Origin of the sequence: Lacinutrix jangbogonensis, assembly GCF_000797445.1 — a bacterium.
Classification (GTDB): domain Bacteria; phylum Bacteroidota; class Bacteroidia; order Flavobacteriales; family Flavobacteriaceae; genus Lacinutrix; species Lacinutrix jangbogonensis.
The window spans coordinates 1-26,811 of the sequence record NZ_JSWF01000012.1; the positions used below are offsets into that span (position 1 = coordinate 1).

Here is a 26,811-nt window from a genome sequence, read left to right on the forward strand (position 1 = left end):
TCGACTTAGTTGTTAATTCACTTCCAGTATTAGTCATCCCAACACCATTAGAAGTTTGTGATGATGGCACACCAGACGGCATGACACTCATTGATTTAACCCTGAAAAACAACGAGATTTCAGGTGGTAATCCAGCATATTCGGTAACCTATTATATTGACCAAGCAAATGCTGACGCAGAAACCAATGCACTTCCAAATCTATATACCAATACAACAGCAGATATGCAAACCATATTTGTGCGCGTCGAAGACGTTACTACCGGCTGTTTTGACACTACAACTTTAGACTTGTTAGTGGAGCAAGCACCAATAGCGTTTACACCAACGCCCTTAGTAGATTGCGATCCAGACAGTGATGGTTTTGGAGTCTTTACACTCTCAGATACAACATTAGAAATCACAGGAGGCGCAGCAGGACTTACCGTAACCTACCATGAAACTATGGCAGATGCAGGCAATAATGTTAATGCATTAACTAGTCCATACAATAATATTGTAGTCGATACACAAACCATTTACGTAAGAGTAGAGAGTTCAACCATTGCAACCGACTGCGCTACTTTTGTAGCATTAGTTCTTACTGTAAATCCAACACCACAAATTACAACAGCTGCTAATTTAACACCCTTAGAAGTTTGTGATAATGATGCCGATGGCTTTGCTGTTTTCAATTTATCAACTAAAGAACCAGAGATTCTAAACTTATTAGACACAGATACGTCTAACGATTTAGACCCATTATTATACACCATTACGTATTATGAGAATATGGCTAATGCTGAAGCACCAAACAACCCTATCACTACTCCAAATGCATATGTAAACACAACTATGGACCTACAAACCATTTGGGTGCGTGTAGAAGATAATAGTACAGGTTGTTATAAAACAGTAGCCTTAGAATTAATAGTAAACCCATTACCAGTACTAGTACAACCAACACCATTAGTGCTTTGTGATGTTACTAATCCTGGCGATGAGGTAGAAGCCTTTACTTTAGAAGATGCCAATGCACAAATACTAAACGGTCAAACAGGTATTAGTTTAACCTATTTTAGTACACAATTAGGTGCAGATACTAATGACACTGCAGTACAAATAGCAAGTCCGTACACCAATACAGTAAACTCACAAACGGTTTATGTAAGGGCATCAAACAATACTACAGGCTGCGTAAGTACGATCACCTTAGATTTAAGAGTCAATCCATTACCATCACCAGCGATACCAGCACCATTACAAGCCTGTGATGATGATAATGATGGATTCTATGATCTATTCGATCTAGACAGCCAATCGGTAATTATAGAAAACGGAGAACCAAATGTTACAACTGCTTATTACGAAACAGCAGCAGATGCGATGAGTATGACCAATCCACTAGTAAGTCCATACTCCAATATTGTAGCAAACCTACAAATCATACACGTATTAGTAACCAACGATCTTACAAGTTGCTTTACTATTGTTACTATGGATTTAGAAGTATTACCATCACCAGTAGTACCAATAGCTATTGAAGACTATGTTGTTTGTGATGATGATGCCGATGGTTTTAACCAATTCGATTTCGATGCTGTTATTACACCACAAATTTTATCAGGCGGACAAACAGCAGCAGACTTTACTTTAAGCTATCACTTAACGCAAGCACAAGCAGACGCTGGTACTAATCCAATAGTAAACACTTCAAACTATACTAATGCAAGTAATCCACAAATCATTTACATTCGTTTAGTAAGCAATACTAATGGCTGTGTAACCACAACAGGTACATTCGAGATAAGAGTAGAATTTCCACCAGTACTTGATCCTGCATACGATAATGAATTAACGCAATGTGACGATTTAGATGCTGATTATATGGAAGCCAATAATGGCACAACAAGTTTCGATTTAACGGTAGAAGACCTTGAGATTACAGGTCCATTGAATGTGAGTTGGATTGTTACGTATTATGAAATCCTAGCAGATGCACAAGCAGATACTAATGCTATTCCAGACCCAACAGCCTATACAAATACTATGGCAGGTCCGCAAACATTATATGTACGTGTAACCGATAACGACACCAGCTGCTTTAGCTTTACAACGGTTACTATTAGAGTGATCCCAAATCCATCACCAAGTCCAAATCCAGTAGATTTAGAACTGTGTGACGATATAAATGTTGTAGGTCCAAATGATTTGTTAGAAGTTTTTGATTTAACAGAAAACGAAGCTTTTATTCTCAATAACGAAGTTGGTGTAACCGCAAGTTACTATATCACACAAGACGATGCTATAATGGCTAACAATGAAATAGTAGATCCAAGCATGCATACCAATGAAGATCCTGCAAATCCAGGCGTAGCCATAACACCACAAACTATTTATGTACGTCTTACCAATGGTACAGACCCAACAGGATTAGGTGGTACAGGTTGTTACAGTTTGGTAAGTTTCGATGTGATTGTAAATCCATTACCAGTAGTGACTCCAGTAAACGATTATGTGATTTGTGAACTCAATACAGATGCTATTGCAGACTTCGATTTAACAAGCATGACAGCTGCGATATTAAACGGACAAGACGCAACAGTCTTCACTGTAACTTATCATGAAACGCAAGCAGAAGCAGACACTGCAATGAACGACTTAACGGTAAGTGGAGATTATACTAACACCAGTGATCCTCAAACTATTTATGTAAACATCACCAACACAATAACAGGATGTGATACAGCGGTACTAACCTTCGACTTACGAGTAGATGAAGCAGCACAAGCAAATTCAGATGGTGTAGCAATACTCTACCAAGCATGTGATGATACTATGGCGTTTGATAATGATACTACGAATGATACTGTAGCATTCGACCTTACAACACAAAATGATTTTGTGCTAGATGGTCAAGATGCAGCAAACTATACAGTGACGTATTACGACAATCAAGCAGACGCAGACGCAGCAACGAATCCGCTACCATTTACCTATACAAATACCGTAAATCCACAAGTAATAATAGCAAGAGTGGATAATGATATTATAGGAGTAGGACCATTGGCAATAGATTTAGTCGCTTTAGGTACAACAGGAATAGATTTTGATAACGATGGCGATATAGATACTATAGATACAGATGCAGATGGTATTTTTGATCTTATTGATACTACGGGAGATGGCGCCTCAAATGGAACAGATACCACAGGAGATGGCTTGATTGACCAAGTCGATATCGATGGTGATGGCATAGCAGATTATGTAGATCTTAATGGTGATAACGTAATAGACAATGAACAAGACAGTTCTACCTGTTATGAAACAGCAGAGATCACCCTACAAGTCAATCCAATGCCATCCTTTACTTTAGAGGCTGAGTATTTATTATGTATCAATACTAATGGTACAGAAATTATAAATTCGCCAGTAATAGACACAGGCTTAGATGCTACATTATATACTTTTGTATGGTCATTAGAAGGCACAGTATTACCAGGTGAAACAGGTTCAAGTATAGCGCCAACAAGCGGCGGTACTTATAGTGTTATAGCTACAGATAATGCTACAGGATGTGCAAGTATACCAGTAGACACTTTTGTAACAGTAAGCGAGCCACCAGTAATAGATGCAGAAGTAACAAGCTTAGCCTTTGCAGACCAACACGATATTGCAGTAACAGCAAGTGCAAGCGATGCTACAAACAACTCCATAGCAATATACGAGTTTAGTCTAGATGGCGGTAGTTGGGAAACCAACGAGCCAAACGATAGTATGTACACGTTTACAGATGTTGCAGCAGGACAGCACACCATAACAGTAAGAGATAGGATAGGTTGTGGAGAAAGTACAATAACTATTATGGTTATGGATTACCCACATTACTTTACACCAAATGGTGATGGTTATAATGATACTTGGAATATATATGCTATTGGTAACCAACCAGATGCTGTGATTTACATCTTCGATCGTTATGGAAAGCTACTAAAACAATTAAGCCCAACAGGCGCAGGATGGAATGGTACTTATAATGGCAATCCAGTACCAACAAGCGACTACTGGTTTACATTAGAATATAGAGAACCAAATACAGACGAGAAGAAATCGATACGTGCTCACTTTACGTTGAAGAGATAGAGAAAGAAAGACAAGTAATATTTTAACCAAAAACGCCTGAACTAATGTTCGGGCGTTTTTAGTTAAAAGAATAATGTGAGCTATTTGAATGAGCACGCGTTAAGGGTGGAAGCGGCATCCTTTTTTTTCTAATGCTATTGCTTATTTAAATATATGTCCTTAGGTTAATAAGATGGTGAACCGCGTTAAGTCGTATAAAAAAAAATATAGAGGATAGTCTGACCAAGATGATGCTTTTTAGTATGGCTTGGTAACGCCGAAAATAATAGGCTTATCAATTAACAAATAAAATAAGCTTAATAATTCAAATTATTTTGACCTCATTTTACTTCATAACTGGTGTTATTTAAAAGATAAGTATAGGAATAAGCAATAGCCTAATACTAAAAGCAAACCTTTGTATCTGCTTATTTGCATTCTTTTAGGGATTAATATTAGCAGTAATAGAATGGCTGAAAATCCAATCATCCAGAAAATGTCATTACCTAATATTTTTTCATCGGTAACAGGAATGGCTTTAATAATTGATGTTAACCCTAAAACAGAACCAATATTAAAAATGTTGGACCCTATTAAGTTTCCTAATGATAATGCCTTTTCTTGTTTGGCAGCAGCAATAATGGAAGCCGCTAATTCTGGCACGCTTGTACCAATAGCAATTACGGTTACAGCAATTACGGCATCACTAACTCCTAAAGTTTGGGCAAGACTTTTTGCTCCATCCACTAACCAAACAGAACCGAAATATAATGCTACTGCACCAATAAGTAACCAAGTAATAATTTTGTAATTAGTTACAGTAGCAAGGTCATCGCTAACATCGCTAGAATCGGTATCTGATTTAGAATTCTTAATGATGATAACTATGAATACAACTAAGCTACAAAATAGTATTAAACCTTCTAAGTTTGTTAGCATATTATCATTAGCAAGAAAATAATATAGCATAAAAGAAAAGAAGAGCATTATAGGCCAATTAAGCTTGTAAAAAGATTTATCTACAGTAATAGGTCCAATTAAGGCAGTGACGCCTAAAACTAATCCGATATTGGCAATATTTGAGCCTACGACATTGTTTAAAGCTATGGCAGGAGAGCCTTTTAAAGCTGCCTGTAGACTTACTAATAATTCTGGTGCTGAAGTTGCAAAAGAGACCACCGTCATACCAATAACCATTTTGGAAATATTTATTTTAAAAGATAAGGCAATTGATGCTTTAACTAAAAAATCGCCTCCTATAACTAAAAGTATTAGACCCAAGACTACCCAAAGTATGCTCATTGAATTAAAATTTATGCGAATATAAGACATTTGATTATTGATTTAACGATTCTGTTTTTGTAGTTATTTACAATTTATTGTCTTTTATTGTTTCTTTAAAAACTAAAAAAATAGTTAAAAAACTATATTTTTAGTTGCATAACTATTTTTTTAGTTATGTTTGTGGTGCGATACTAATTATGAAAAAATTATGCAAAAATTAACCAATAGAGAGGAAGAGGTTATGCGTATTTTATGGAGGCTTGAAAATGCTTTTGTAAAAGATGTAATGGCTGAAATAAAAAAAGACCAACCACATTACAATACCTTATCTACAATGATTAGAAACCTTGAGGAGAAAGGTTATGTTGGTTATGAGGCTTTTGGAAAAACACATCGATATTTTCCAATTGTAAAAAAAGAAGACTATCGTAAACGCTTTATGAATACTGCAATAGACAACTACTTCAATAGTTCTTATAAAAATGTTGTGTCGTTTTTTGCAAAAGAAGAAAAGATTAGCATTGCAGAGCTTAAAGAGATTATAAATTTAATTGAAAATAAAAAATAATTATGGATTACTTTTTGAAAGCTTCAGCAATTATTACTTTATTTTATTTATGTTATAAGGTTTTTTTACAAGGCGAAACCTTTTTTCAATCTAATCGATGGTTTTTACTAATAGGTTTGTTTTTTGCTATTTTTTCACCTTTATTAATTATTCCTATTTACATAGAATATGTCCCAGTTCCAATTAATTTTTCTGAATTTGAAGGCATTACAACTCAACAAGTAGAAACTTCAGAGTATCATTTTAACTTTTTCTCATTACTAACTTATATCTATAGTATTGGGGTTGTCTTTTTATTTGCAAAACTATTAATTCAATTATATTCTTTAAAAACTCTTTTTAAGAGCAACAAAAATATTAGAAATGGGAACTATGTTTTTATTGAGACGGATAAAGAGACTACTCCTTTTTCGTTTTTTAATCGTATCGTCTACAACTCAGAACTTTTTTCTAAAAATGAGTTGCAACACATTATTTCGCACGAAAAAGCACATGCCACACAACTTCATTCTATAGATGTTATTATTGCGCAGTTAGCAACAATTTTCTTTTGGTTTAATCCATTTACGTGGTTATATAAAAAAGAATTACAACAGAACTTGGAGTTTATTGCAGATCAAGAAGCACAACGTGAAATAGAATGTTCAAAAAGCTATCAAACCGTTATGCTGAAAACGAGTTTAAGTCAAAATCGAATCTCACTATCAAATGATTTTTATCAATCTTTAATCAAAAAACGAATTGTTATGTTACAAAAATCGAAATCAAAAAAACGCAGCAAATTAAAACTAATTATTGTACTTCCGTTTTTAGCACTTTTTTTAATGAGTTTTAATGTCGAAGAAATTTACGTAGTTAAGGCTAAAACGCCACAATTAGGAATAGTAAACGAAGTCTTTATTATATCTTCAAAAGCTTCAGACAAGCAACTTGAAAACATAAAAAACAAGTTAGAGGCAAAAATAGATGGTTTGAAAATTAGTTTTTCAAACTTAAAGAGAAACGCTAATGGAGAGATTACAACACTTTCTATTGCAACAAAATTGGAAGGAAACACAAGCTATAATCGTAACGTTACTTATGAGAGTAAAGCTAGTAACCCAATTGAAAAAATTATTATAAAAATTATAAATGGAGAACTTGTTTTTGGAGACGAAAAACAAGATGCTATAATGCGCGCAACAGAAAAAGGTGTTATTACAGATAAACTTCCTGTAAAAAAGGAAACAGCTAGGACAAGTACCATTCACACACAAGGTTCTGGCGACAATATAAAGATAGAAATAATTAGTAATAATAAGGAGAATGGTGGCCATAACTACGAAATAGTAACTGAAGAAGTTGATAATATAAAAAGCGAACTACACGCTGTAGGAGTCAACAGTAAACCATTGTATATTGTAAATGAAATAATTGTAGAAGAAATTGAAACGAACATAACTGCCGAAAAAATTGTCTCTGTAAACGTGTTAAAAGGCAAAGTAGCCAGAGAAAAATATGGTGAGAAAGGAAAGGATGGTGTTGTTGTAATTACTACTGAAAATAATAACAACATTACAAATGTTTTGTCTAATAATGGAAATACAGTATATGTTTCTAAAAACGAATTAAAAGAATCTAATTACAAGCAAGCTAAAAAAGAGAACCCATGGAAAATTCAGTATGAGGTTTCGGAAATAAAAGGAATGATAACTGGCAGTGATTCTGAAAAAGAAAATGAGGTTTTTATAATAAACCAATTTAATACCAATAGCTCTAATAGAAATAAAGCATTACTAATTATTGATGGAAAAAAATCTAATCAATATGTTCTAAATGCTATGGATCACAGCATGATTGGCGCAATGCATGTTTTAAAAACTAAAGAAGCAACAAGTCTTTACGGAGAAGATGGTAAAAACGGTGTTATTATTGTAACGACTAAAAATGAGAATCCTGGGAAATTAGAGTTAACAAAGGTGTCATTTATAGCCGATGAAGATGTTTCTAAAAACAGCAACACGTTTTACATTACTAAAACAACTCCTAAATCAATTTTAGAGCACTATAAAACTGAATTAAAGACTCTTGGTATTGCGGTGAAATATTCTAAATTAAGACGTAATAAGTCTGGTGAAATAACAAGTATTAAAATAGCATTATCAGACAATAATGGTAACAAATCTAGTGCTACTTTTAAAGTTAATAATGGAATATCAAAAATTATGTTTGGCAAAAAGGAGAACAAATTAATTGTAACTTCTAGTAATTTATAATAGTCAATATAACTTCGTTTAAAACAAAAGAACTGACTTCATTGAGTTTGTTTTTTGATTTAACGATATATTATTAATTAATAATAATCTTTTTCATTATGCTTTCGGCTCCAGCTTCAATTTTAACTAAGTATAAGCCACTTGCTAGTTCTAAATCTATAAAGTTATTATTTTCTATTTTTTTGTTAATACCAAGCGACCTTCAGAAGAAAAAACAGAAATATCATACTGTTGTTTAGTGCCAGAAATAAATAATTTATTGGTTGCTGGATTTGGATAGACCTTTATGCTTTCGGTAGAAAAGTCTGTAACGCTTAAACTATTATCCCAAGTATCGCCAACGTTAACTCCCCAAATATATTCTACCAAATCTGGATGGTCTATAAAAGGATTTCTATTATTCTGCCAAGTATAAACGACGTTGTTTCTGTTCATTTCGTAATCATCTGGTGGATCGTTTCTATGCCAATCTAATAATGTCGCTAAATCTCCTAATAATCCATTGTTAGTTGCGTTTATAAAACCGTTAACAATGTCTAATCCGTTGTATCTAATGTCTAAAAATAAAACACTTCTAGCTACATCTCCTTTAAAGCTTCCTGCATTACCAGTTGGTCCATTGTATTGGCCATAATGTTGGTTGTTTCTAGAGCTGTTTTCTGGCCCATCTGCTGCTCTTAAAGCATGTGCGTCGGAATAGGCGTGATCTAGAAAGTTAGCATCGGTAGCCCAAAAAACATTAATACCATCTGCAATCTCACTGCCTTCAATTTCTTCAAAACCACCTCTAGAACTTGGGAAAGTATGTTCTCTATTCCATTTTCCAACACTACTCCCTAAAGATTGTATGTCTAGTTTAGCTCTGCCTTGCTCAGTATAAACTAGCCAGACTTGATTGCTATTTTCTGGATTAACATCTGCATCTTTTAAAATAGTATTAACATCTGCATAGGTTTGTGCTTTAACCGTTGCAGGGTCTGCTACGATGTCTTGAAGCGCATTACGTAAACTAGAGTTTACGTCAGTTGATAATCCATCTATTGTGTCGTAATATCCAGTTGGCTGTGCACTGCTTACTATGCCATAAGTTGGACTCGTTGGTTTTCCATAAGGAGCAACAACGAAATCATTATCGACAGCTCTTACTGTTATAAAATTATTAAATGGGATGTAAGGAGAAGTTAGATTAAAAAATTTAATAAGAAGTTCTTCATCACCTTCATCTAATGTATCATCTACCAAAGTAATACTTGTTGTTACTGTATTTTGTCCGTTAGGAATTACAACAGTTGTATTTCCTGTATAATCCGAAGTATTAAAGCCCGAATTATTTAACGTAAAATTAATTGTAGCATCTGCAGTTACATTGGTTTCTGAAGTAAAGGTAATGTCTAACGTTTCGCCTTCGGTATATTGTGTTTGTGTTACAGAAATTGTAATTGGATTAAAAATAACTCCACTACCATCGTTTAATTGTCTTGGCGTTGGAGTAGCAGCAAAGTAAGTTCCATCATTATTACGCTGAATGGATTTAGGATTTGCATTTGTACCATTATCATTTACTTGTTCTAGTAATTCAAAACCGGGAGCATCATTAAAGAATTCAAGTAGATTTGTAACATCCGGGTCGTTAGTTTCGTAAACTAAGATGTCTACCACATTGGCTATGGTCGCATTAGTTAAATCTGGGAAGTCTGTGGCGTCTGCTTGATAAATAACGGCAACATCTGGACCGTTTTGTATAAGATTCTGACTGAAGAGCAACTGTGGAAAAGGTGTAACTAAATCACTACCGATAACAAATAGTCCATTAATATCTGTAGTTAATCCATCTAAATCTAGAGCATAATAGCTTTTACCTCCTGTACTACTTGTATTAGAACCGTTATATAATACTAAAACATAGCCGTTAAGACTTGTATTTGGATTTGGAGTTTTTAATTCTATAAATTCTTTCGTATCTGTGCTCGGTGTGTCGCAATCTATTTCGTTAATAACTACATCTTGACTAAAAGCAATATTGCACAAAAACAATAAAAGGATACATTGGTAATGTTTTTTCATAGGTACTATTTTTTTTGGCAAATATAAGACTATAACTTAATCAGAATCAATTTGAAGGATTATTTAACTTTTTTGAAATTTAGATTAATGAAAACATGAAATGTGATGCTTTTTTAAATGAAAACGCCCTTGGTTTAAAAAAACCTCTACAAAAAGGCTCTACAACTGTATTGTATTTATGGGTAAAATGTTTGATTTGGTTAGTAATTGAAACTTTTTTAAAGAAATTTAGTTTAATATCGAAAGCATATGCGTTTATTTTGTTATAAAAGTAAAGTCAGTTGTATTAATTTATGATATTTTCTTTGGTGGTTAATATTGAAAAAATATATCTTCAAAAAACAATCAAGAAAATACAGTTATTATTAACCTTTAAAACCTAAATATTATGCTAGCACTTGCCAAAATTATTATCGATATTATATTATGGATATTTCTATAAAAAATTTGTAAAACTTAGTCTAGAATAAGTTTTAACTTTTTTTTATAAGAACAGTATTTGGCAAACATTAATTAATAGTATAATTTTGAAGCCTAATAACGGTAGATTATTTTCAATGCATTATGAAGAAACAAACGTTTAAAATACTTGCTAAAGTGAATAAATTAATTTTACCAAGCTATACAAAGAGGAGATTAGATTTAAGTAAAGCCACAAAGGTACAGATGGCTATTTTTGGTTGGAAGTTATACGTCACCAAAAATGCATTAGATTAATTATATCAATCATTTTAAAGTTCATTTGATTTAAGTTTATTATTTTATGCTATAATCTTGACCATTATATAAAAAAAAGATATATTTGCACCCACAAAATGGCCTCGTGGCGCAACTGAATAGCGCACTTGATTACGGCTCAAGAGGTTACTGGTTTGAATCCAGTCGAGGTCACAAAAAAGTCTGTACAGAAATGTGCAGACTTTTTATTTTTACATGAAATAGGCCTTCATTTATTACCTAAAAGAACAAGAACCTCTTTATTTTTTAATTCCCAATTTCACTAATATAGTTTCTAATAAACACCATTTTGTAAAAGCAGACTGTATTAAGTTTACGCCAATAAAAACGGTAAACCATATCCAATTTGGATGCACATAAACACTTAGTACAGCACTTAATAGTACCATTATACCGACGATAACTCTAAAATACTTATTTAACATTTTTATTAGTTTTAATTATTTATAATTCTTCTTTTCAATCATATAATATACTAATGGCACAACCAATAAGGTTAATACTGTGGAAACAATAGTTCCACCCATTAATGAAATCGCTAGGCCTTGGAAAATGGGATCAAATAAAATCACGAATGCTCCAATTACAACCGTTCCAGCTGTTAATAAAATTGGTGTTGTACGTACTGCTCCTGCTTCAATTGCTGCTTGTTTAAGTGGCACACCTTCGGCTGTTCTTAGGTTGATAAAATCGATTAGTAATACCGAATTCCGTACCATAATTCCTGCTAAAGCAATCATTCCAATAAACGAAGTTGCAGTAAAAAAGGCTCCCATAATCCAGTGCCCTAGAATAATCCCGATTAAGGATAAAGGGATTGCAACCATCATTACAATTGGAGCTTTAAAGTTTTGGAACCAACCAACAATTAAAATGTAAATCAAGATAATAGCGCCTAAAAAGGCAATACCTAAATCTCTAAATACTTCTAAAGTAATTTGCCATTCTCCATCCCATTTTACAGTATAGTTATCTTCAAAATCTGGCTGGCCCAAATACATTTCGTTTAACTCATAACCTTTTGGTAATGGTATTTCTTTCAACTTTTCTTCCATTCCTAAAATTGCATAAGCAGGACTTTCTAATGCTCCAGCCATATCTGCCATGACATAAACCACACGTTTTTGGTTTTTACGATAAATGCTTTTTGCAGCTGTAGTTTTTGTAATGTCTACCAAATCTGCAATTGGAACCATGTTTCCTTGTTTCGATTTTACTTTTAATTGCGAAATATCAGAAATTGTCGATTTCTCCTTTTCATCTAAAGCCAATACTAATCCAATTTGGTTTACAGCATTTTCATTATATATATTGGTGATTGCTCTGTTTGATAATGCCATATTCATGGTGTAGGTAATTTGTTGTGGAGCAACACCATATAACATTGCTTTTTCTTTATTAATGTCAAATTGATATTCAGTTTGATCGTCTTCCACCATCCAATCAATATCAACAACATCATCTGTATTCTTCAAAATATTCTGAACGCTATTTGCTATTTTAATTTGCTCGTTATAATCAGGACCATAAACCTCTGCTACAATAGTCGATAATACAGGTGGTCCAGGAGGTACTTCAACCAACTTGACATTAGCATTGTATTTTGAAGCAATTTTTTGAATATCTGGTCGTAATAATTTTACAATACCGTGACTTTGAATATCACGTTCACCTTTATCAATTAAATTCACTTGAATATCTGCCATATTACTACCGCCACGTAAATCGTAATGACGTACCAAACCATTAAATGTTATTGGAGCAGAAGTACCAACATAGTTTTGATAATTTACAACTTCTGGTCGTGTAGCTAAATATTGCGAAATCTCTTGAGTTACAACTCCGGTACGTTCTAAGGTTGTGCCTTCTGGCATATCAATTACTACTTGAAATTCGTTTTTATTATCAAAAGGCAACATTTTTACAGCAACCGAATTTGTGAAAAATAAGACCATTGTTGCCAATAATACCACAAAAGTTCCTATTAAAAACAACCAACGTTTTCTTTTGCTTTCTAATAAAGGGCGTTCAAATTGGTTGTAGATTTTATATATAAGTGTGTCTTCTACAGCTTTTTCCGGTTTGTTTTCTGCTCCTTTTTTATCTTTTTCTCTTAAAAAAATATAACCTAAATACGGCGTAATGGTTAAGGCTACAAATAGGGATAAAATCATTGCAATTGACGCTCCAATTGGCATTGGTGCCATATATGGTCCCATCAGTCCAGATACAAAAGCCATTGGTAATACAGATGCAATGACAGTAAATGTTGCTAGAATTGTTGGGTTTCCAACTTCGTTAATGGCATATAAGGCTGCTTGTTTAAAAGGCAAGCGTTTCATTTTATAATGCCTGTGCATGTTTTCGGCAATAATAATAGAGTCATCTACTACAATTCCTGTGACGAATACCAAAGCAAACAATGTGATTCTGTTTAACGTATAATCCATCATATAGTAACTCAATAACGTTAATGCAAACGTAATTGGAACAGATAAAAACACTACCAATCCACCACGCCAGCCCATCGCCAACATTACAACCAGAGTTACTGCAAAGATGGAGCCTATGAGGTGCCACAATAATTCGGACACTTTATTGGATGCAGTTTCTCCATAATTTCTAGTAACTTCAACATGTACATCGTCAGGAATTAAAGTAGCACGCAAATGTTCTACTTTATCTATAATGATTTCAGCAATTTTCATGGCATCTGCACCTTTTCTTTTTGCAACTGAAATGGTTACAGCAGGATATTCCGATTTATAATCTGAAGACTTTATACTTCCTTTTCCAAACCCTAAACTCACATAGTTTTGAGGTATTTCTGGACCATCAATAATTTCTGCGATTTGCTTTAAATAAATAGGCTGGTTTTGTTGTACACCAACCACCAAGTTTTCAACATCTGTAACAGATTCTAAAAACTTGCCAGTATTTATCAGGAATTCGGTATCGTTTTTATCAAAACTTCCAGCACTCATTTGACTGTTGCTTGATGTAATCATTTTAGAAACAGACAAGAAATCTAATCCGCTTGATGCTAGTTTATCTTTATCTAAAACCACACGTAATTGTCGATTTCTTCCTCCAATTTTATGCGTAATCGCTACATCGTTTACCTTTTTTATTTCAGCTTCAAGCTCTTGAGCCATTTGGTTTAATTGGTAATCATCATAATTCTCGCTCCACAATGTTAAGCCTAACATCGGGACATCATCAATAGCACGTGTTTTTACTAACGGAAACGTTACGCCTTCTGGCATTTCGTCCATGTGCTTATTAATTTCGTTGTATAATTTTACAAAAGAACGCTCAATATCTTCGCCAACATAAAATTGTACGATAACCATTCCTTGTTCTTTCATAGATGTAGAATACACATATTCCACGCCTTTAATATTCGAAATTAATTGCTCTAATGGCTTAATCACACGTGATTCTACTTCAGTAGGACTTGCACCAGGATAACCTATAAAAATGTCTGCCATTGGCACATCAATTTGTGGTTCTTCCTCACGCGGAATTAAAAACGAACTATAGACTCCAACGACCATAAACACAATCATTAACAATATTGTTAACTTCGATTGCATAAAGACTTTGGCTATTTTTCCTGCGATTCCTTCTTTCATTGCATTATTTTTTTTCCATTCCCACGAAGGTGAGAATCTCAATTCTGTATTTTTTTGGCCGTTTTAACAGGCTATCCACTATATCTTTTTACTTGTTCTCGATACAAATTTGCTAAGGCAAATGCACTCGAACTGACGTAAAAAGGATGCCGTTTCTATCCTTAACGGAACTTTTTAATTATTGAACACTAACTTTCGCTCCATTAAATAATTTTCCTTCGGCAGAAACAATGTAGGCTTCATCTGCATTTAAACCAGATAATACTTCTATTTGATTTCCAAAAGTTCTACCTAAACGCAACCAACGTAATAATGCTGTTCCACTTTGACTTACTGTGTAAATCCCAGATAATTGTCCTTTGGTTACTATTGCTTCAGTTGGAATTAGAACGAGTTCTGATTTTGCTTTTCTTTCTACAGGAAACTGAACCGTTGTAAACATTCCAGATAAAATATTTGCATCTGTTTTGTCTAAATCTATTTTTACTAAATATTGTCCTCCTGTATTTTTGGCAGATGTACTAATTTCTGTCACTTTTCCTTTAATAGTTTTGTTAATGGACTTTACTAAAACATCAACTGTAGTCCCTTGTTTGATTTCAGATATCTCTGTTTCTGGAACCATTGCCATCACTTCAAAATCACCTGGAGTTTCAATACTTATTAGTGGTATTCCAGGATTTGCCATATTTCCAGCTTCAACATTTTTACTAGTTATTGTTCCGTTAAAAGGTGCTGTAATATTACTATACACAAACTGTGCATTAATTTCGTTTTTCATTTGGTTTGTAGATTCTAAACGTGCTTTTGCTATTTCAAAATTAGCAGTCATATCGTCCATTTCTTTTTGCGATGCACTATTATCAGCAAACAAGTTTTTAAAGCGTTTGTAGTCTTTTTGAGCATTATTATAAGCAGCAGTAGCTTCTGTAATTCCTGCATTTACTTGAGCACGTTTTGCTTGTAGATCAGAATTATTTATGGACATTAATAATTGTCCTTTGCGCACTTTATCTCCAACATTGACGTGTATTTTATTAACGTAACCCATCATTCTGGTGCTTAAATCTGCACTATTTGTTGCTTGAATTTTTCCGCTAACGCTTAAAAACGGACTGTTACTATTGGCAACTACTTTGCTTGTTTTTACACTTATTGCTGGCGAATTGCCCTCAACTAATTTTTTATCTTCGCTACCACAACTCGCTAATAATAAAGCCACAGAAAGTGTAACAATTGTATATATTTTTTTCATCTTATATTTTTTTTAGCAAGAATATTTGTCTTGGCTCTTGGTTCTATTATCTTGTTTCTCTTTTATTATTTAGTTAAAAATTGTAAATACGCTTGTGTGTAATTGTATTCAAATATGGTTTGGTAATACTCTAATTGTTTTTGCGAATATTGTGTTTCAGCCATTAGTAAATCTGATGTTTTTTCTAAACCTTCTTTAAATCTGTTGGTTCTAATTCTTAAAGACTCTTCAGATTGTTTTAATGCTAAAGTTGTTAGTTTTAATTTGTTTTTAGCATCTAAAAAAGCACGTTTTGCTTTATTTAATTCTAAATTGCTTTTAGATACATATTGCTTGTATTCTAATTTAGATTGTTCGAATTTCGATTTGCTTTTTTGTGCTTTTCCAAAACGCTTAGAACCTTGAAAAATATCCCAACTTAATTGTGCTCCAAAAAGATAGCCATTAGAATCACCTTGAAAAATTTTGTCATCATACAGTTCATAACTTCCAAAAGCGTTTAGCCTTGGTAAAAAAGCCATTTTATCAGCTTTGGTGATAGCTTCGTAAGCATTTGAAGCTAGTTGCATTGCTTTGATGTCTGAACGGTTTTCAGAGATTACTTTGTCTTCAATTGTAACGTTTGAAACTTCCAAACTATCTGTTGGTGTGTATATCACATAGGACTCGTCATTCATTAAAAAAGATAAATAATTTGAAGCATTTTGCACATTACTTTTTGCTGTTTGTAACTGGTTTTGCACCTCTGTTACGCGTACTTCAACATTCAAAACATCTGCACGTTGTAAGTACCCTTGTTTAAAACGATTATCTGCTAATTTTTGATTAGCATTAGCCGCCGTTAACGCTTTTTCTAAAACAGCAACAGCTTTGTAGGCTAATTGCAACTGCATGTATGCTTTCTCAACCTCAAAAGCTAGAAAATCTTGTGTGCGTTCTGTTTTTAAAGAGATGGCTTCCATTTTCGACTTAGCAGCTTTACGTTGATAAATACCGTCTAAATTTATAAGTGGTTGCAAAATCTCAAACTTTGTAGCATAATTTTCAATTTGAGTAGGATCATTTAATAATGCAGGATTAAAATCGCTTTGAGTTAAAATTTCCTGATTTAATTTAGACCCAAAAGCCATTAACGGATTTGTAGTTGCCATTGCAGTATGACTAGCTGTAATGTTTGGCAGAAACACAGCACTAGTTTGTTTGTAATCTGCTTTAGCTTGCTTAAACTCTTCTTCAGAAATCTTAATGCTAGTGTTGTTTTCGGAGACTTTAGATAAGACTTCTGTTTTTGTAATTGGAACCAATTCTTGCGCTTGCGCGGATAAAGTAAAAACTGAGAGTAATAATGGTATATAAAAAGGGTTTTTCATTTAAACTAATAATTTGATACTACAAAAGTATACTTAAGAAAGGTAGAAGTCAGTAACAAAAGTTACCAACCAAAAAGGGCACTTATAAGAAAGTATAGTATGTTTTTTGGTTTGCATGATTTACTTTTGTAGAACACTATGGATTCACTTACTCAAATAATATTAGGAGCAGCAGTTGGAGAGGTTGTTTTAGGTAATAAAGTTGGAAATAAGGCTATGCTTTATGGTGCTATTGCTGGAACTATTCCAGATTTTGATGTTTTTGCTTCTTACTTTACAGATACTGTTACAGCACTTTCCATTCATCGTGGATTTACACATTCTATTGTGTTTTCTGTGCTTTTTGCGCCCATACTTGGTTGGCTTGTGTCGCGTTATGAAACTTTTAGAAATTTTAAAAGTTGGTCTTGGTTGTTTTTCTGGGCATTTGTAACACATCCTATTTTAGATGCGCATACTACTTGGGGAACACAATTATTTTGGCCTTTTGATTTAAGATTGGCTTTTAAAACCATTTTTGTTATCGATCCGCTTTATACTTTGCCTTTTTTAATGTTTTTAGTTTTGGCTATGCGACAAAAGCGAACGTCTAAAAAGCGTCAATTTTATAATAGAATAGGCTTAATGGTGAGTTCAAGTTATTTAGTGCTTACATTTCTTTTAAAATGGATTGCGTTTATTCAATTTCAATCTGCTTTAGAAATTCAAAACATAGAGTATTTGCAATTAGATACTAGACCTTCTCCAATGAACACAATCCTTTGGAGTGCTAATATTGAAACAGAAGATGCTTATTTATTGGGGAATTATTCATTTTTTGATACGCAACCAATAACTTTTGAATCTTATCCTAAAAACCATGAGCTATTAGGTAATCTTGTTAATCACGAAAATGTACAGCGGATGATTTCTATCTCTCAAGGATGGTACACAATAGCGAAAGAAAATGGGAGTCTTTATTTTAACGATTTACGCTTTGGTCTTTTAAGTTTGGAACCAAAAGCTCAAAACTTTGTTTTTAAGTATAAAATAGAAGGAGATGGTTTTGGAAATGTTCAATTTGTAGAGGCGCCTAAAGATAATCGTGATGGAAAAAAGTTGTTATCTCAATTGTGGTTGCGCTTAAAAGGGAATTAAAAATAGAAGTAGAATAGTTGTAAGATAACTGACAACAAAAAAGCACTTATAATTTCTTATAAATGCCTTTAACTAACTAACCAAAACTGATAACCACATCAGTTTACTTTTCTCGTGTCTCCGTGATCTTCAGTTACAACATTCATTATTTTTATATTTAAATAAATGAATTTAAAAAACTGAATGACTGGATTCATCGTTTTAAATTTTTGATATTTTGATTTGTATTTTTGATCATCTAATTATTTTAATTTTTATAAATAGTTACCTTAAAAACCTTACTGCTAGCTTTACTTTGACTTCCATTATTATTGAAGAAAATATTCTCTTTTGTACTCTCAATGGCACCATAAATATAACCGACTAGATTGTTTCCTTTTTTTAGCTTATTGAAATTTAAAATATCATTTTCCAAATACATGTTTTGACTTTTTATAGGAATAAACTCTGCTGCAGACCCTAAAAATCCTGGCATTTTTACGCCTAAATTTTTTTCTACCATAGTGCTGTCTTCATGTCTTACTATCATGCTAATTGTTTTAACAAAAGGAACATCGTCATCTTGAACTAACGCACCAGCTTCATTAAACTGAAATTGACTCATGCCACCAAAAAAGATGGTGTACATCTCATTTTTTTTAGAATCATACATAGGGATTTTTGCACTATGATATTGACTGAGAAGTTGACGAAATTCATTATTTACTTTATAACCACTTTCATTTATATCTACCGAGTTTAACCATGGGAGATTAACATCGTATTGAAAAACGCCACTAAAAATTGTAAAGCCTTGTTCACCATTTGGGAATATTTGAGGCACCATATTATAATCTCTTCGATGTAAGTTTTTTTGGTCTTTAGTGGCAGAATAATTGTTTATTGAAAGATTAATACCGTCATCACGGATTTCAAATTTTCTAATCTCATCTGTATAATTCTGTATAAACCCTGGTCCGTGATCTGGTTCCATTGGATTGTATCTTCCTTCAAAATATTGTCCTCCACACAAATAAAAGGTGTTATTTAAGTACCCTAACTGTCCACCTGTTACAGCTAAATTATCATTGCTTATTTGTCTAAAAAAAGGAGTAATGCTGGTTTTATTGATAATTGCATCTGCTAAGCCATCAATATCTATTGCTGTTAAATTATTGTATGTAACATGGTCCTGTGCAGTTTCACTGTAACCATAACCACCAATAACATATAATGTATTCTCTCTATGATGAAATTCTTGGTTTGTAGCTTGTAATTACTCAAAAATAGAAGGAGATAAAACGCTTAAATCTGTACTCCAGGTTTTATTGTTTTCTGGGTCTATTAAGAAAACATTTTTATTATTCTCATTTTGTCTAAAGGCTTCAAAAGGTCTCATTTTATGAAGTCCTTCAATTCTGCCTCCTAGTATTAACCATTTTCCATCACTTGTTTTCCCTAACGAATATGAGTGTACTCCTGGTGCATCTGTAATTGTTAATGGTTCAATTTTGACCATAGATTGTTCTTGAGCAGAGTTGCAGCTTATTATAAATAAAGCGATAAAAAACGAAAAAATTGTATTTGTTTTCATTGAGTATTATTAATTATAAAACAAATTTAGAATTAATAAAAAGCTTAAAATGTATCTAATGTTACACAAGGTTAATTAGTCTTCTTGTAGCTCCAAACAGCCAAACCATTCATAACTACAGCATATAACAATGTTTTTAGTAGTTGTGGAAGAATATCTGTAAATCCAGAGCCTTTTAGCATGACCATTCGCATGACTTCTACAAAATATTTTATTGGATTAAACTCGGTAAATATTTGAGCCCATTTTGGCATACTCTCAATTGGTGTAAATAATCCACTCATTAAAATAAAAATAACCTTAAAAAACCAAGCGATAAACATGGCTTGTTGTTGTGTGTCTGTAAAATTTGAAATGAAGAGTCCTATGCCTAAAATCACTAAAATATAAATGGACGTGTATAAATACATCAATGATAAACTACCAATCATAGGAACATTAAATATGAGTCTTGCTAATAGTAATCCAACAGTTAATAAGCCCATTCCTATAACCCAAAACGGAAAGAGTTTTCCAATAATAAACTGACTTTTCTTAATGGGTGTGACGTTTATTTGTTCTAAAGTTCCTATTTCTTTTTCGCGTACAATATTCATTCCTGAAAGGAAAAGTGTAATCATAGTTACCAATAAAACTAGTATTCCAGGAACCATAAATGTTTTATAATTTAAGGTTTTGTTATACCAAAACAGTGGAATGGTTTCTATAGTTATAGGCTGAACCTGTTGGTCTGAAACTTGTACTAAATCGACTTTTAAATGTTGATTAAAGTGTTGAATAACCTGCGTGACATATACATTTTCAACACCAGCTGCTGCGCCATCAATTGCGTTAATGGTAATGCCTAAATTATTGTGTTTTTCTTTTTGTAAATCGCGTTCAAAATAGTGTGGGATTTCTAAAATAATATCTACTTTTCCTTTTAGCATTTCCGAACTTGCTAATGCTTCCGAAGGAAAATCTGTTAATACATCAAAATAAGTAGAAGCATTAAATTTTTCGACTAATGCTCTAGATGTGGATGTGCGATCATTATCGATGTAGCCAAATTTGATATTCTTCACTTCAAAAGTTGCGGCATTTGATAATATAACCAGTTGCAATAATGGCAAAATGAATATTATAGGAAGCATGCCCTTATTTCTAAAGATTTGCTTAAACTCTTTTTGTATGATGTATAAGATTGTTTTCATTATTCCAGTCTAATTTTATATTTCTTAACACTTAATGCTATAAAAAACACAGTCATTCCCAATAAAATCAAGGTTTCTTTCCATATATATTGGAGTCCAACGCCTTTTAGCATGATACCTTTAATGATGATAATAAACCATTTAGCAGGAATAATATTACTAATCATTTGCAATGGTAATGGCATACTTGTAATAGGAAAAATAAATCCTGATAGTAAAATTACAGGAAGCATTAATCCCATTAAAGAAATCATCATGGCCGTTTGTTGTGTTGCTGAAATAGTTGAAATTAATATACCTAAAGCTAAAGCGCTTATTATAAAAAGAATACTTTCTAAACCTAATAAAAACAAGCTGCCTTGAACTGGCATTTTAAAAATAAAAATACTTAATAAGACGATTACTACTGCGTTAATAATGGATAGAAAAATGTAAGGAAATACCTTGCCAATAATGACCTGAATTGGTTTTAATGGTGATACTAATAGTATTTCCATTGTTCCTAATTCCTTTTCTCGGGTAATGGAAATGGAAGTCATCATTGCTGAAACTAACATTAAAATAATAGTCATTACTCCAGGAACAAACATATAGACACTCTTTAATTCTGGATTGTAAACCATACGTGTTTGTGGAACTATTTGGTATGCAATAGTAATGTCTTTATTTAATTCTTTTTGATACTTTTGAAGAATAGCATTTAGATAATTACTTATTGTATTTGCTGTATTTGGATCTGTAGCATCTGTAATAATCTGAACCGTTGCTTTGTGGTCTTTCATTAGGTTTTTACTGAAATCTTTTTCGAAATTTAAAACGGCTTTAACTTCACCTTTTTTAAATACCGAAGCAATATCTGCTTCGCGATCAACCATTTGTTTAACACTAAAATATTTTGAGTCTGAAATTTTATTGATAATTTCTTCTGTAGTTGCATCTTTAGAATGGTCTAAAACAGCAATATCTACATTGTTTATTTCGTTAGTTATTGCGAAGCCAAACAGCAATATTTGTGCGATAGGCATTCCGAAGAGAATAAACAACGAGCGTCTATCTCTAAAGATATGGTAGAATTCCTTTTTTATAAAGCCTTTGAAACGTTTCATCCTCTTGCTAATTTTAAAAACACATCGTTCATATTTGCAACCTTAAACTGTTCTTTTAGCTTTTTTGGAGTATCTAAAGCTTCAATTTTACCATTAACCATAATTGAAACACGATCACAATATTCTGCTTCATCCATATAATGTGTGGTTACAAAAACGGTTGTTCCATTGTTGGCTGCTTTGTAAATCATTTCCCAAAACTGTCTTCTAGTAATTGGATCAACGCCCCCTGTTGGTTCGTCTAAAAACACGATTTTAGGATCGTGAAGCAAAGACACAGAAAAGGAAAGTTTTTGTTTCCAACCCAATGGTAAGGAGCCAACTAATTTGTTTGCAACCTGCTCAAGGCCTAATTCTTCAATTAAAACATTCGATTTTTCTTTTATTCGTTTTCTCGGTAATCCATAAATACCACCAAAAAAAGTAATATTTTCTTTAACGGTTAAGTCGTCATACAATGCAAATTTCTGACTCATATAACCAATATTCTTTTTAATGTCTTCTGCATGTTTAAATACATCGAACCCTGCTACTTTTGCCTTCCCAGAAGTTGGTTTAGAAATACCAATAAGCATTTTCATAGCAGTGGTTTTTCCTGCACCATTTGCGCCTAGGAATCCAAATATTTCACCCTTATTAACTTCAAAAGTAATGTCGTTTACAGCTGTAAAATCTCCAAACATTTTAGTTAATCCTTCTACTTGTATGACTTTTTCGTTGCTCATTATTTTGCTAGTTCCATAAAGGTGTCTTCAATCGTTGCTACTGTTTTTTTAATTTCAATATCAATTAGACTTTTAGATTCTAAAAACACCTTTAAATTTTCAGGATTAAAATCTGTTCTACTGTTTGTATAATGCACAAACTCGCCAAAAGGATATACGCTATGGTTGTATTCGTATTCTTTTAAACTATTAATAAGTAGGTACATATTATTTGCACGTACATTATAAATTTGTTTTGTGTAATTTTTCACAATGGCTTCTGGTGAATCAATCTCCAAAATTTTCCCATCTTGAATTAATGCAATTCTATCACATAGAGCTGCTTCATCCATATAAGGTGTAGATACCAAAATGGTGATATGTTTTTGTTGTAATCGTTTTAACATGTCCCAGAATTCTTTTCTAGAAACAGGATCTACTCCTGTTGTAGGTTCATCTAAAAACAATACTTTAGGTTTATGGATTAATGCACAGCATAAAGCGAGTTTTTGTTTCATTCCACCAGACAATTTGCCAGCACGACGATCTTTAAAAGGTTCTATTTGTACATAGATTTCTTTTATTAAATCGTAGTTTTCTTCTATGGTTGTTCCGAAAATAGTAGCAAAAAATTTTAAATTCTCTTCAACTGTTAAATCTTGATAGAGCGAGAATTTTCCAGGCATATAACCAACATTTTTCCTAATGCTTTTGTAATCGTCAACCACATCAAAACCAGCAACGGTTGCATTACCTTCATTTGCGATTAAAAGCGTGGTTAAAACTCTGAACAACGTTGTTTTTCCAGCTCCATCTGGACCAATAAGCCCAAAGAGTTCACCTGGTTTTACATCAAAAGAAATGTCTTGTAAAGCTTTTGCTTTTTTGTAAGATTTTGATATGTTAGAAATGCTAATACTCATTCTTTAATTTGTTAGCCATAATTCTGCTGGCATTCCTATTTTAAGACTGCCATCATTTTTAACGTCAATTTTTACTGCATAAACCAGTGCAACACGTTCTTCTTTAGTTTGAATTATTTTTGGTGTAAATTCGGCTTCTGAAGCTATCCAGCTAACCATCCCATTATAAGATTTCATAGTATCTGCATCATCAATTTTAACAGAAACTTCTTGTCCTATTTTAATATTGGCTAATTGTGTTTCGCTAATGTACACGCGTAATTGCATGGTACTTAAATCTGCGATTTTATACAATGGTTTTCCAAAAGCGGTAATTTCATTGGGTTCTGTGTATTTGGTTAAGACTGTTCCGTTTATAGGATTTGTAATTTTGCTTTTCTGGATTTGGTCATCAATCTGTTTTATTTGAATATCAATAGATTTAAGTTCGTTAACCACGGGTGCATTTTGGATTTCTACACTTCTAATTTGACTTTTAATAACATCCATTTCTCCTGAAACATCGTCTAATTGCTTTTGCGTTCCTGCATTATCTCGAATTAGGTTTTCAACTCTAGTTTTGTTTATTTTGGCTGTTTTAAACTTGGAGTTTAGTACAGATATTTGAGATAGCACACCTTTTGATTTTGAGCTAATAACAGTTTTAGATACTTCTAATTGTTCACGTTTTAATGCCAGTTGAATAGTATCGATATAGCCTATAAACTGTTCTTCTTCGAGCACATCTCCTTCGTTAATAGTAAACGGCATTAGCTTTCCGTTAGTTTCCGCTGAAATGGTTATTTCTGTAGCTTCAAAATTTCCGTAACCATCTGCTTTTCCATTGTCGTTTTCACATGAAAACAAGCTAGTCGTCATGATGCTTAATCCTAAGATATAGTTGTAGTTTTTCATGTGTCTGTTTTTATTGTCCTTTGATGACATTGTAATTTGATTTTGTGAGTTTTAACTGAATTTCATGTCTTACCAACGTGTTTTCATCTTGGTATAAATTGGTGAGTTCTGTAACATATGCTGAAGACGTAATCACTCCATTTTTAAGTTGCGAATCGGCTGTTTTTAATACTTCTTTTCTAAGCTTAATAATTTTAGCATCAGATATAATGATCACTTCCATTTTATCTATTTCTTTTTGGAGCTGATTTAATTTGATATTGGTGTTTAGTTTAAAGATTTCAGTTTCATTATCTATAAGGTCTTTGTTGATTACTAAAGACTCACGTTGCTTCTTATTTGAATGCCAGTCAAATATATTCCAATGTAATTTTACGCCAAGTGTGTAGAATGTTTGAAACGAATTATCGAGCATATTCAATCCTGGATTACCATAGCCACCAGTTGCGAAACCAATTAATTTTGGTGCGTTTTGCTTGGAGATTAGTATTTCTGAACTTTCAATTTCTTCTTTTTTAAGTTGAAGTAATTCCAATTCAGGTCTTGATATTTCTGTTTGTAATTGTGTCTCTATAAGTGGGTTTTGAAATAGGGTAGCAGCATTTAATTGTTGACTTATTAAACTTGAAAGTGTTTCAATAAGTGCAATTTTATTGCTTTCTAATTCTTGAAGTTGCTGGCTTATTTTTATTAATTCGGCTTCCAATATTAAATCCGAAGTTGGTAAAATTAAACCATACTTAATCCCAGATTGTACTTCTTTGTGTTTTGCTTGCACTTGTGTTTGCTTGGCGTTTAATAATAATTCAGATTCCTGTGCGAGTAAAACAGAAAAATAGAGTTGATTGATTTGTTGTTTAAATTGATATAAACTTATTTCAACCTGTTTTTGTTTGGTTTTTAATTGAGCAGATTTAACCTGTAATGAAGCGTCCGTTAAACCTCCATTATAAATGATTTGATTTACTGAAACTGTGGCACGATATTGATCCTTGTTTAAAGGTTCTATATTAGCATTTGGTATAGGGATTTCGATAACTTCCGATTGATAAGTTACTTGAGCATCCATACTAAATTGTGGTAATTTTGAATTGGATATAACATCTGAATCTATCTTATTTTGATCTTCAAATAGTTTACTTTGTTTGGCTAAAGGGTAATTGGTTTCAACTAAGTTATAACACGTATTTAAAGTTATGCTTTCTTGTGCTATAACAGAGAAACTAAACGTTAGTGCTAATATGAATACTAACTTTTTCATCTTATTTTTTTATTGAGTTAATAATAAAGTTGGCAACTTCTATTTTGCGTGCTTCAATTATTTGGTTAAAAGTCACTTCATCAGTGTTAATTAGCGCTTTTATTAATGGTCTGCCCACAAAAGGGAACACACAAAGTGAGAGGGTATTTATAAATAATTGTTCTCCACTAATGGATGTTATAATGTCTTTTTTAACCTCTTCATAGACTTGCTTTTTAAACTTTTCTAAATTTGGAAAACCAGTGTTGTTCTTCATTTTTAAAATAAAATCTTCATTCCTATTAAGTTCCTGAATAATAAAATTTGGCAAATACGGATGCTTCATCATAAACGTAATATAGTTAGATGTGAATTTTTTTATTTTTTCCTCAATAGAGGAATCATCATTTAAAATAGCATTTAATTGCGGCGCTAATAGCGAAAATGCATTTGTAAAAACGGCTTCAAAAAGTAACTGTTTGCTTCTATAATAATAATGAAGCATGGCTTTATTAATTCCAGCTCTATCTGCAATTTCTTGCATACGTGCGCCATCCATTCCTTTAGACTGAAATATGTTTTTTGCAGCATCTAGTATTTTTACTTCAGTATTTTCGTCTTTCTTTTTTTTCATTTCAACTATACGGTTTAACCATTTGGTTAACAAATACACAAAAAATAATTATACTAGTATTTGTTTTGATTTTCAAAACTAAATTTAAAACATGACAAAAATCAGTTGTATTAAAAACACGATATATTATTTTTGTGC

General features: G+C 32.6%; 21 protein-coding genes and 1 tRNA gene. 6 read left to right on the plus strand and 16 right to left on the minus strand.

Going from position 1 to position 26,811, the window contains the following annotated elements; genetic code table 11:
• Nucleotides 1-80 precede the first annotated feature (80 nt).
• Complete coding sequence (locus RH82_RS00085) at nt 81-4,121, plus strand: T9SS type B sorting domain-containing protein (RefSeq protein ID WP_081979147.1); 4,041 nt, start codon at nt 81-83, stop codon at nt 4,119-4,121.
• A gap of 342 nt (nt 4,122-4,463) precedes the next feature.
• Here RH82_RS00085 and RH82_RS00090 read toward each other — a convergent pair whose 3' ends face one another.
• Nucleotides 4,464-5,402, minus strand: a complete 939-nt coding sequence (locus RH82_RS00090; protein WP_034057056.1) for a calcium/sodium antiporter — start codon at nt 5,400-5,402, stop codon at nt 4,464-4,466.
• A 190-nt stretch (nt 5,403-5,592) separates the two neighbouring features.
• On the opposite strand from RH82_RS00090, the gene RH82_RS00095 reads away from it, so the two are divergent.
• Nucleotides 5,593-5,952 carry a BlaI/MecI/CopY family transcriptional regulator gene (locus RH82_RS00095; protein WP_034057058.1) on the plus strand — a complete coding sequence of 120 codons (360 nt, stop codon included), beginning with the start codon at nt 5,593-5,595 and terminating at the stop codon, nt 5,950-5,952.
• Between the two features lie 2 nt (nt 5,953-5,954).
• Nucleotides 5,955-8,207: a M56 family metallopeptidase gene (locus RH82_RS17500; RefSeq protein WP_052158123.1), complete on the plus strand. Its 2,253-nt coding sequence runs from the start codon at nt 5,955-5,957 to the stop codon at nt 8,205-8,207.
• A gap of 73 nt (nt 8,208-8,280) precedes the next feature.
• Here the strand turns inward: RH82_RS17500 and RH82_RS19160 are convergent, their stop codons facing one another.
• A complete protein-coding gene (locus RH82_RS19160; RefSeq protein ID WP_394330718.1) occupies nt 8,281-8,397 on the minus strand; it encodes a T9SS type A sorting domain-containing protein in 117 nt (38 codons plus the stop codon).
• Nucleotides 8,382-10,271, minus strand: coding sequence for an endonuclease (locus RH82_RS00105; RefSeq protein WP_316930882.1), 1,890 nt, complete (start codon nt 10,269-10,271; stop codon nt 8,382-8,384). The genes RH82_RS19160 and RH82_RS00105 overlap by 16 nt, the downstream gene beginning before the upstream one ends.
• A gap of 564 nt (nt 10,272-10,835) precedes the next feature.
• Here RH82_RS00105 and RH82_RS18700 point away from each other — a divergent pair.
• Together RH82_RS18700 and RH82_RS00115 are read left to right on the plus strand one after the other, a co-directional pair.
• Nucleotides 10,836-10,988, plus strand: a complete 153-nt coding sequence (locus RH82_RS18700) for a hypothetical protein (protein WP_034057060.1) — start codon at nt 10,836-10,838, stop codon at nt 10,986-10,988.
• A 100-nt stretch (nt 10,989-11,088) separates the two neighbouring features.
• Nucleotides 11,089-11,162, plus strand: a tRNA-Arg gene (locus tag RH82_RS00115).
• Nucleotides 11,163-11,248: 86 nt separating this feature from the next.
• Here the strand turns inward: RH82_RS00115 and RH82_RS00120 are convergent.
• From RH82_RS00120 to RH82_RS00135, 4 genes are all read right to left on the minus strand, one after another.
• Entirely contained in the window at nt 11,249-11,434 is a 186-nt protein-coding gene (locus RH82_RS00120) for a YgaP family membrane protein (RefSeq protein ID WP_034057063.1), read from the minus strand.
• 15 nt (nt 11,435-11,449) lie between these two features.
• The gene (locus RH82_RS00125) at nt 11,450-14,644 is read right to left on the minus strand and encodes an efflux RND transporter permease subunit (protein WP_034057067.1); all 3,195 of its coding nucleotides are present in this window, start codon (nt 14,642-14,644) and stop codon (nt 11,450-11,452) included.
• Between the two features lie 178 nt (nt 14,645-14,822).
• Nucleotides 14,823-15,899: an efflux RND transporter periplasmic adaptor subunit gene (locus RH82_RS00130; protein ID WP_034057069.1), complete on the minus strand. Its 1,077-nt coding sequence runs from the start codon at nt 15,897-15,899 to the stop codon at nt 14,823-14,825.
• 65 nt (nt 15,900-15,964) lie between these two features.
• Entirely contained in the window at nt 15,965-17,269 is a 1,305-nt protein-coding gene (locus RH82_RS00135) for a TolC family protein (protein WP_034057072.1), read from the minus strand.
• Between the two features lie 138 nt (nt 17,270-17,407).
• Here RH82_RS00135 and RH82_RS00140 point away from each other — a divergent pair, with 138 nt between their 5' ends.
• Complete coding sequence (locus RH82_RS00140; RefSeq protein WP_034057074.1) at nt 17,408-18,406, plus strand: metal-dependent hydrolase; 999 nt, start codon at nt 17,408-17,410, stop codon at nt 18,404-18,406.
• Between the two features lie 247 nt (nt 18,407-18,653).
• Here RH82_RS00140 and RH82_RS17505 read toward each other — a convergent pair whose 3' ends face one another.
• The 9 genes from RH82_RS17505 to RH82_RS00180 all read right to left on the minus strand — a co-directional run bounded on the left by RH82_RS17505 (nt 18,654) and on the right by RH82_RS00180 (nt 26,673).
• The gene (locus RH82_RS17505; protein ID WP_156112375.1) at nt 18,654-19,418 is read right to left on the minus strand and encodes a hypothetical protein; all 765 of its coding nucleotides are present in this window, start codon (nt 19,416-19,418) and stop codon (nt 18,654-18,656) included.
• A 243-nt stretch (nt 19,419-19,661) separates the two neighbouring features.
• On the minus strand, nt 19,662-19,979 hold the full coding sequence (locus RH82_RS17510; RefSeq protein WP_052158125.1) for a hypothetical protein: 318 nt from the start codon (nt 19,977-19,979) through the stop codon (nt 19,662-19,664).
• Between the two features lie 71 nt (nt 19,980-20,050).
• The gene (locus RH82_RS00150) at nt 20,051-21,172 is read right to left on the minus strand and encodes an ABC transporter permease (RefSeq protein ID WP_034057079.1); all 1,122 of its coding nucleotides are present in this window, start codon (nt 21,170-21,172) and stop codon (nt 20,051-20,053) included.
• The gene (locus tag RH82_RS00155; RefSeq protein WP_034057081.1) at nt 21,172-22,278 is read right to left on the minus strand and encodes an ABC transporter permease; all 1,107 of its coding nucleotides are present in this window, start codon (nt 22,276-22,278) and stop codon (nt 21,172-21,174) included. Before RH82_RS00155 ends, RH82_RS00150 begins: the two co-directional genes overlap by 1 nt.
• Nucleotides 22,275-23,003: an ABC transporter ATP-binding protein gene (locus tag RH82_RS00160; RefSeq protein ID WP_081979141.1), complete on the minus strand. Its 729-nt coding sequence runs from the start codon at nt 23,001-23,003 to the stop codon at nt 22,275-22,277. Before RH82_RS00160 ends, RH82_RS00155 begins: the two co-directional genes overlap by 4 nt.
• The gene (locus RH82_RS00165) at nt 23,003-23,905 is read right to left on the minus strand and encodes an ABC transporter ATP-binding protein (RefSeq protein WP_034057086.1); all 903 of its coding nucleotides are present in this window, start codon (nt 23,903-23,905) and stop codon (nt 23,003-23,005) included. The genes RH82_RS00160 and RH82_RS00165 overlap by 1 nt, the downstream gene beginning before the upstream one ends.
• Before the next feature lie 3 nt (nt 23,906-23,908).
• The gene (locus RH82_RS00170; RefSeq protein ID WP_034057089.1) at nt 23,909-24,799 is read right to left on the minus strand and encodes an HlyD family secretion protein; all 891 of its coding nucleotides are present in this window, start codon (nt 24,797-24,799) and stop codon (nt 23,909-23,911) included.
• A 10-nt stretch (nt 24,800-24,809) separates the two neighbouring features.
• The gene (locus tag RH82_RS00175; protein ID WP_034057091.1) at nt 24,810-26,060 is read right to left on the minus strand and encodes a TolC family protein; all 1,251 of its coding nucleotides are present in this window, start codon (nt 26,058-26,060) and stop codon (nt 24,810-24,812) included.
• A gap of 1 nt (nt 26,061) precedes the next feature.
• A complete protein-coding gene (locus RH82_RS00180; protein WP_034057094.1) occupies nt 26,062-26,673 on the minus strand; it encodes a TetR/AcrR family transcriptional regulator in 612 nt (203 codons plus the stop codon).
• Nucleotides 26,674-26,811 lie beyond the last annotated feature (138 nt).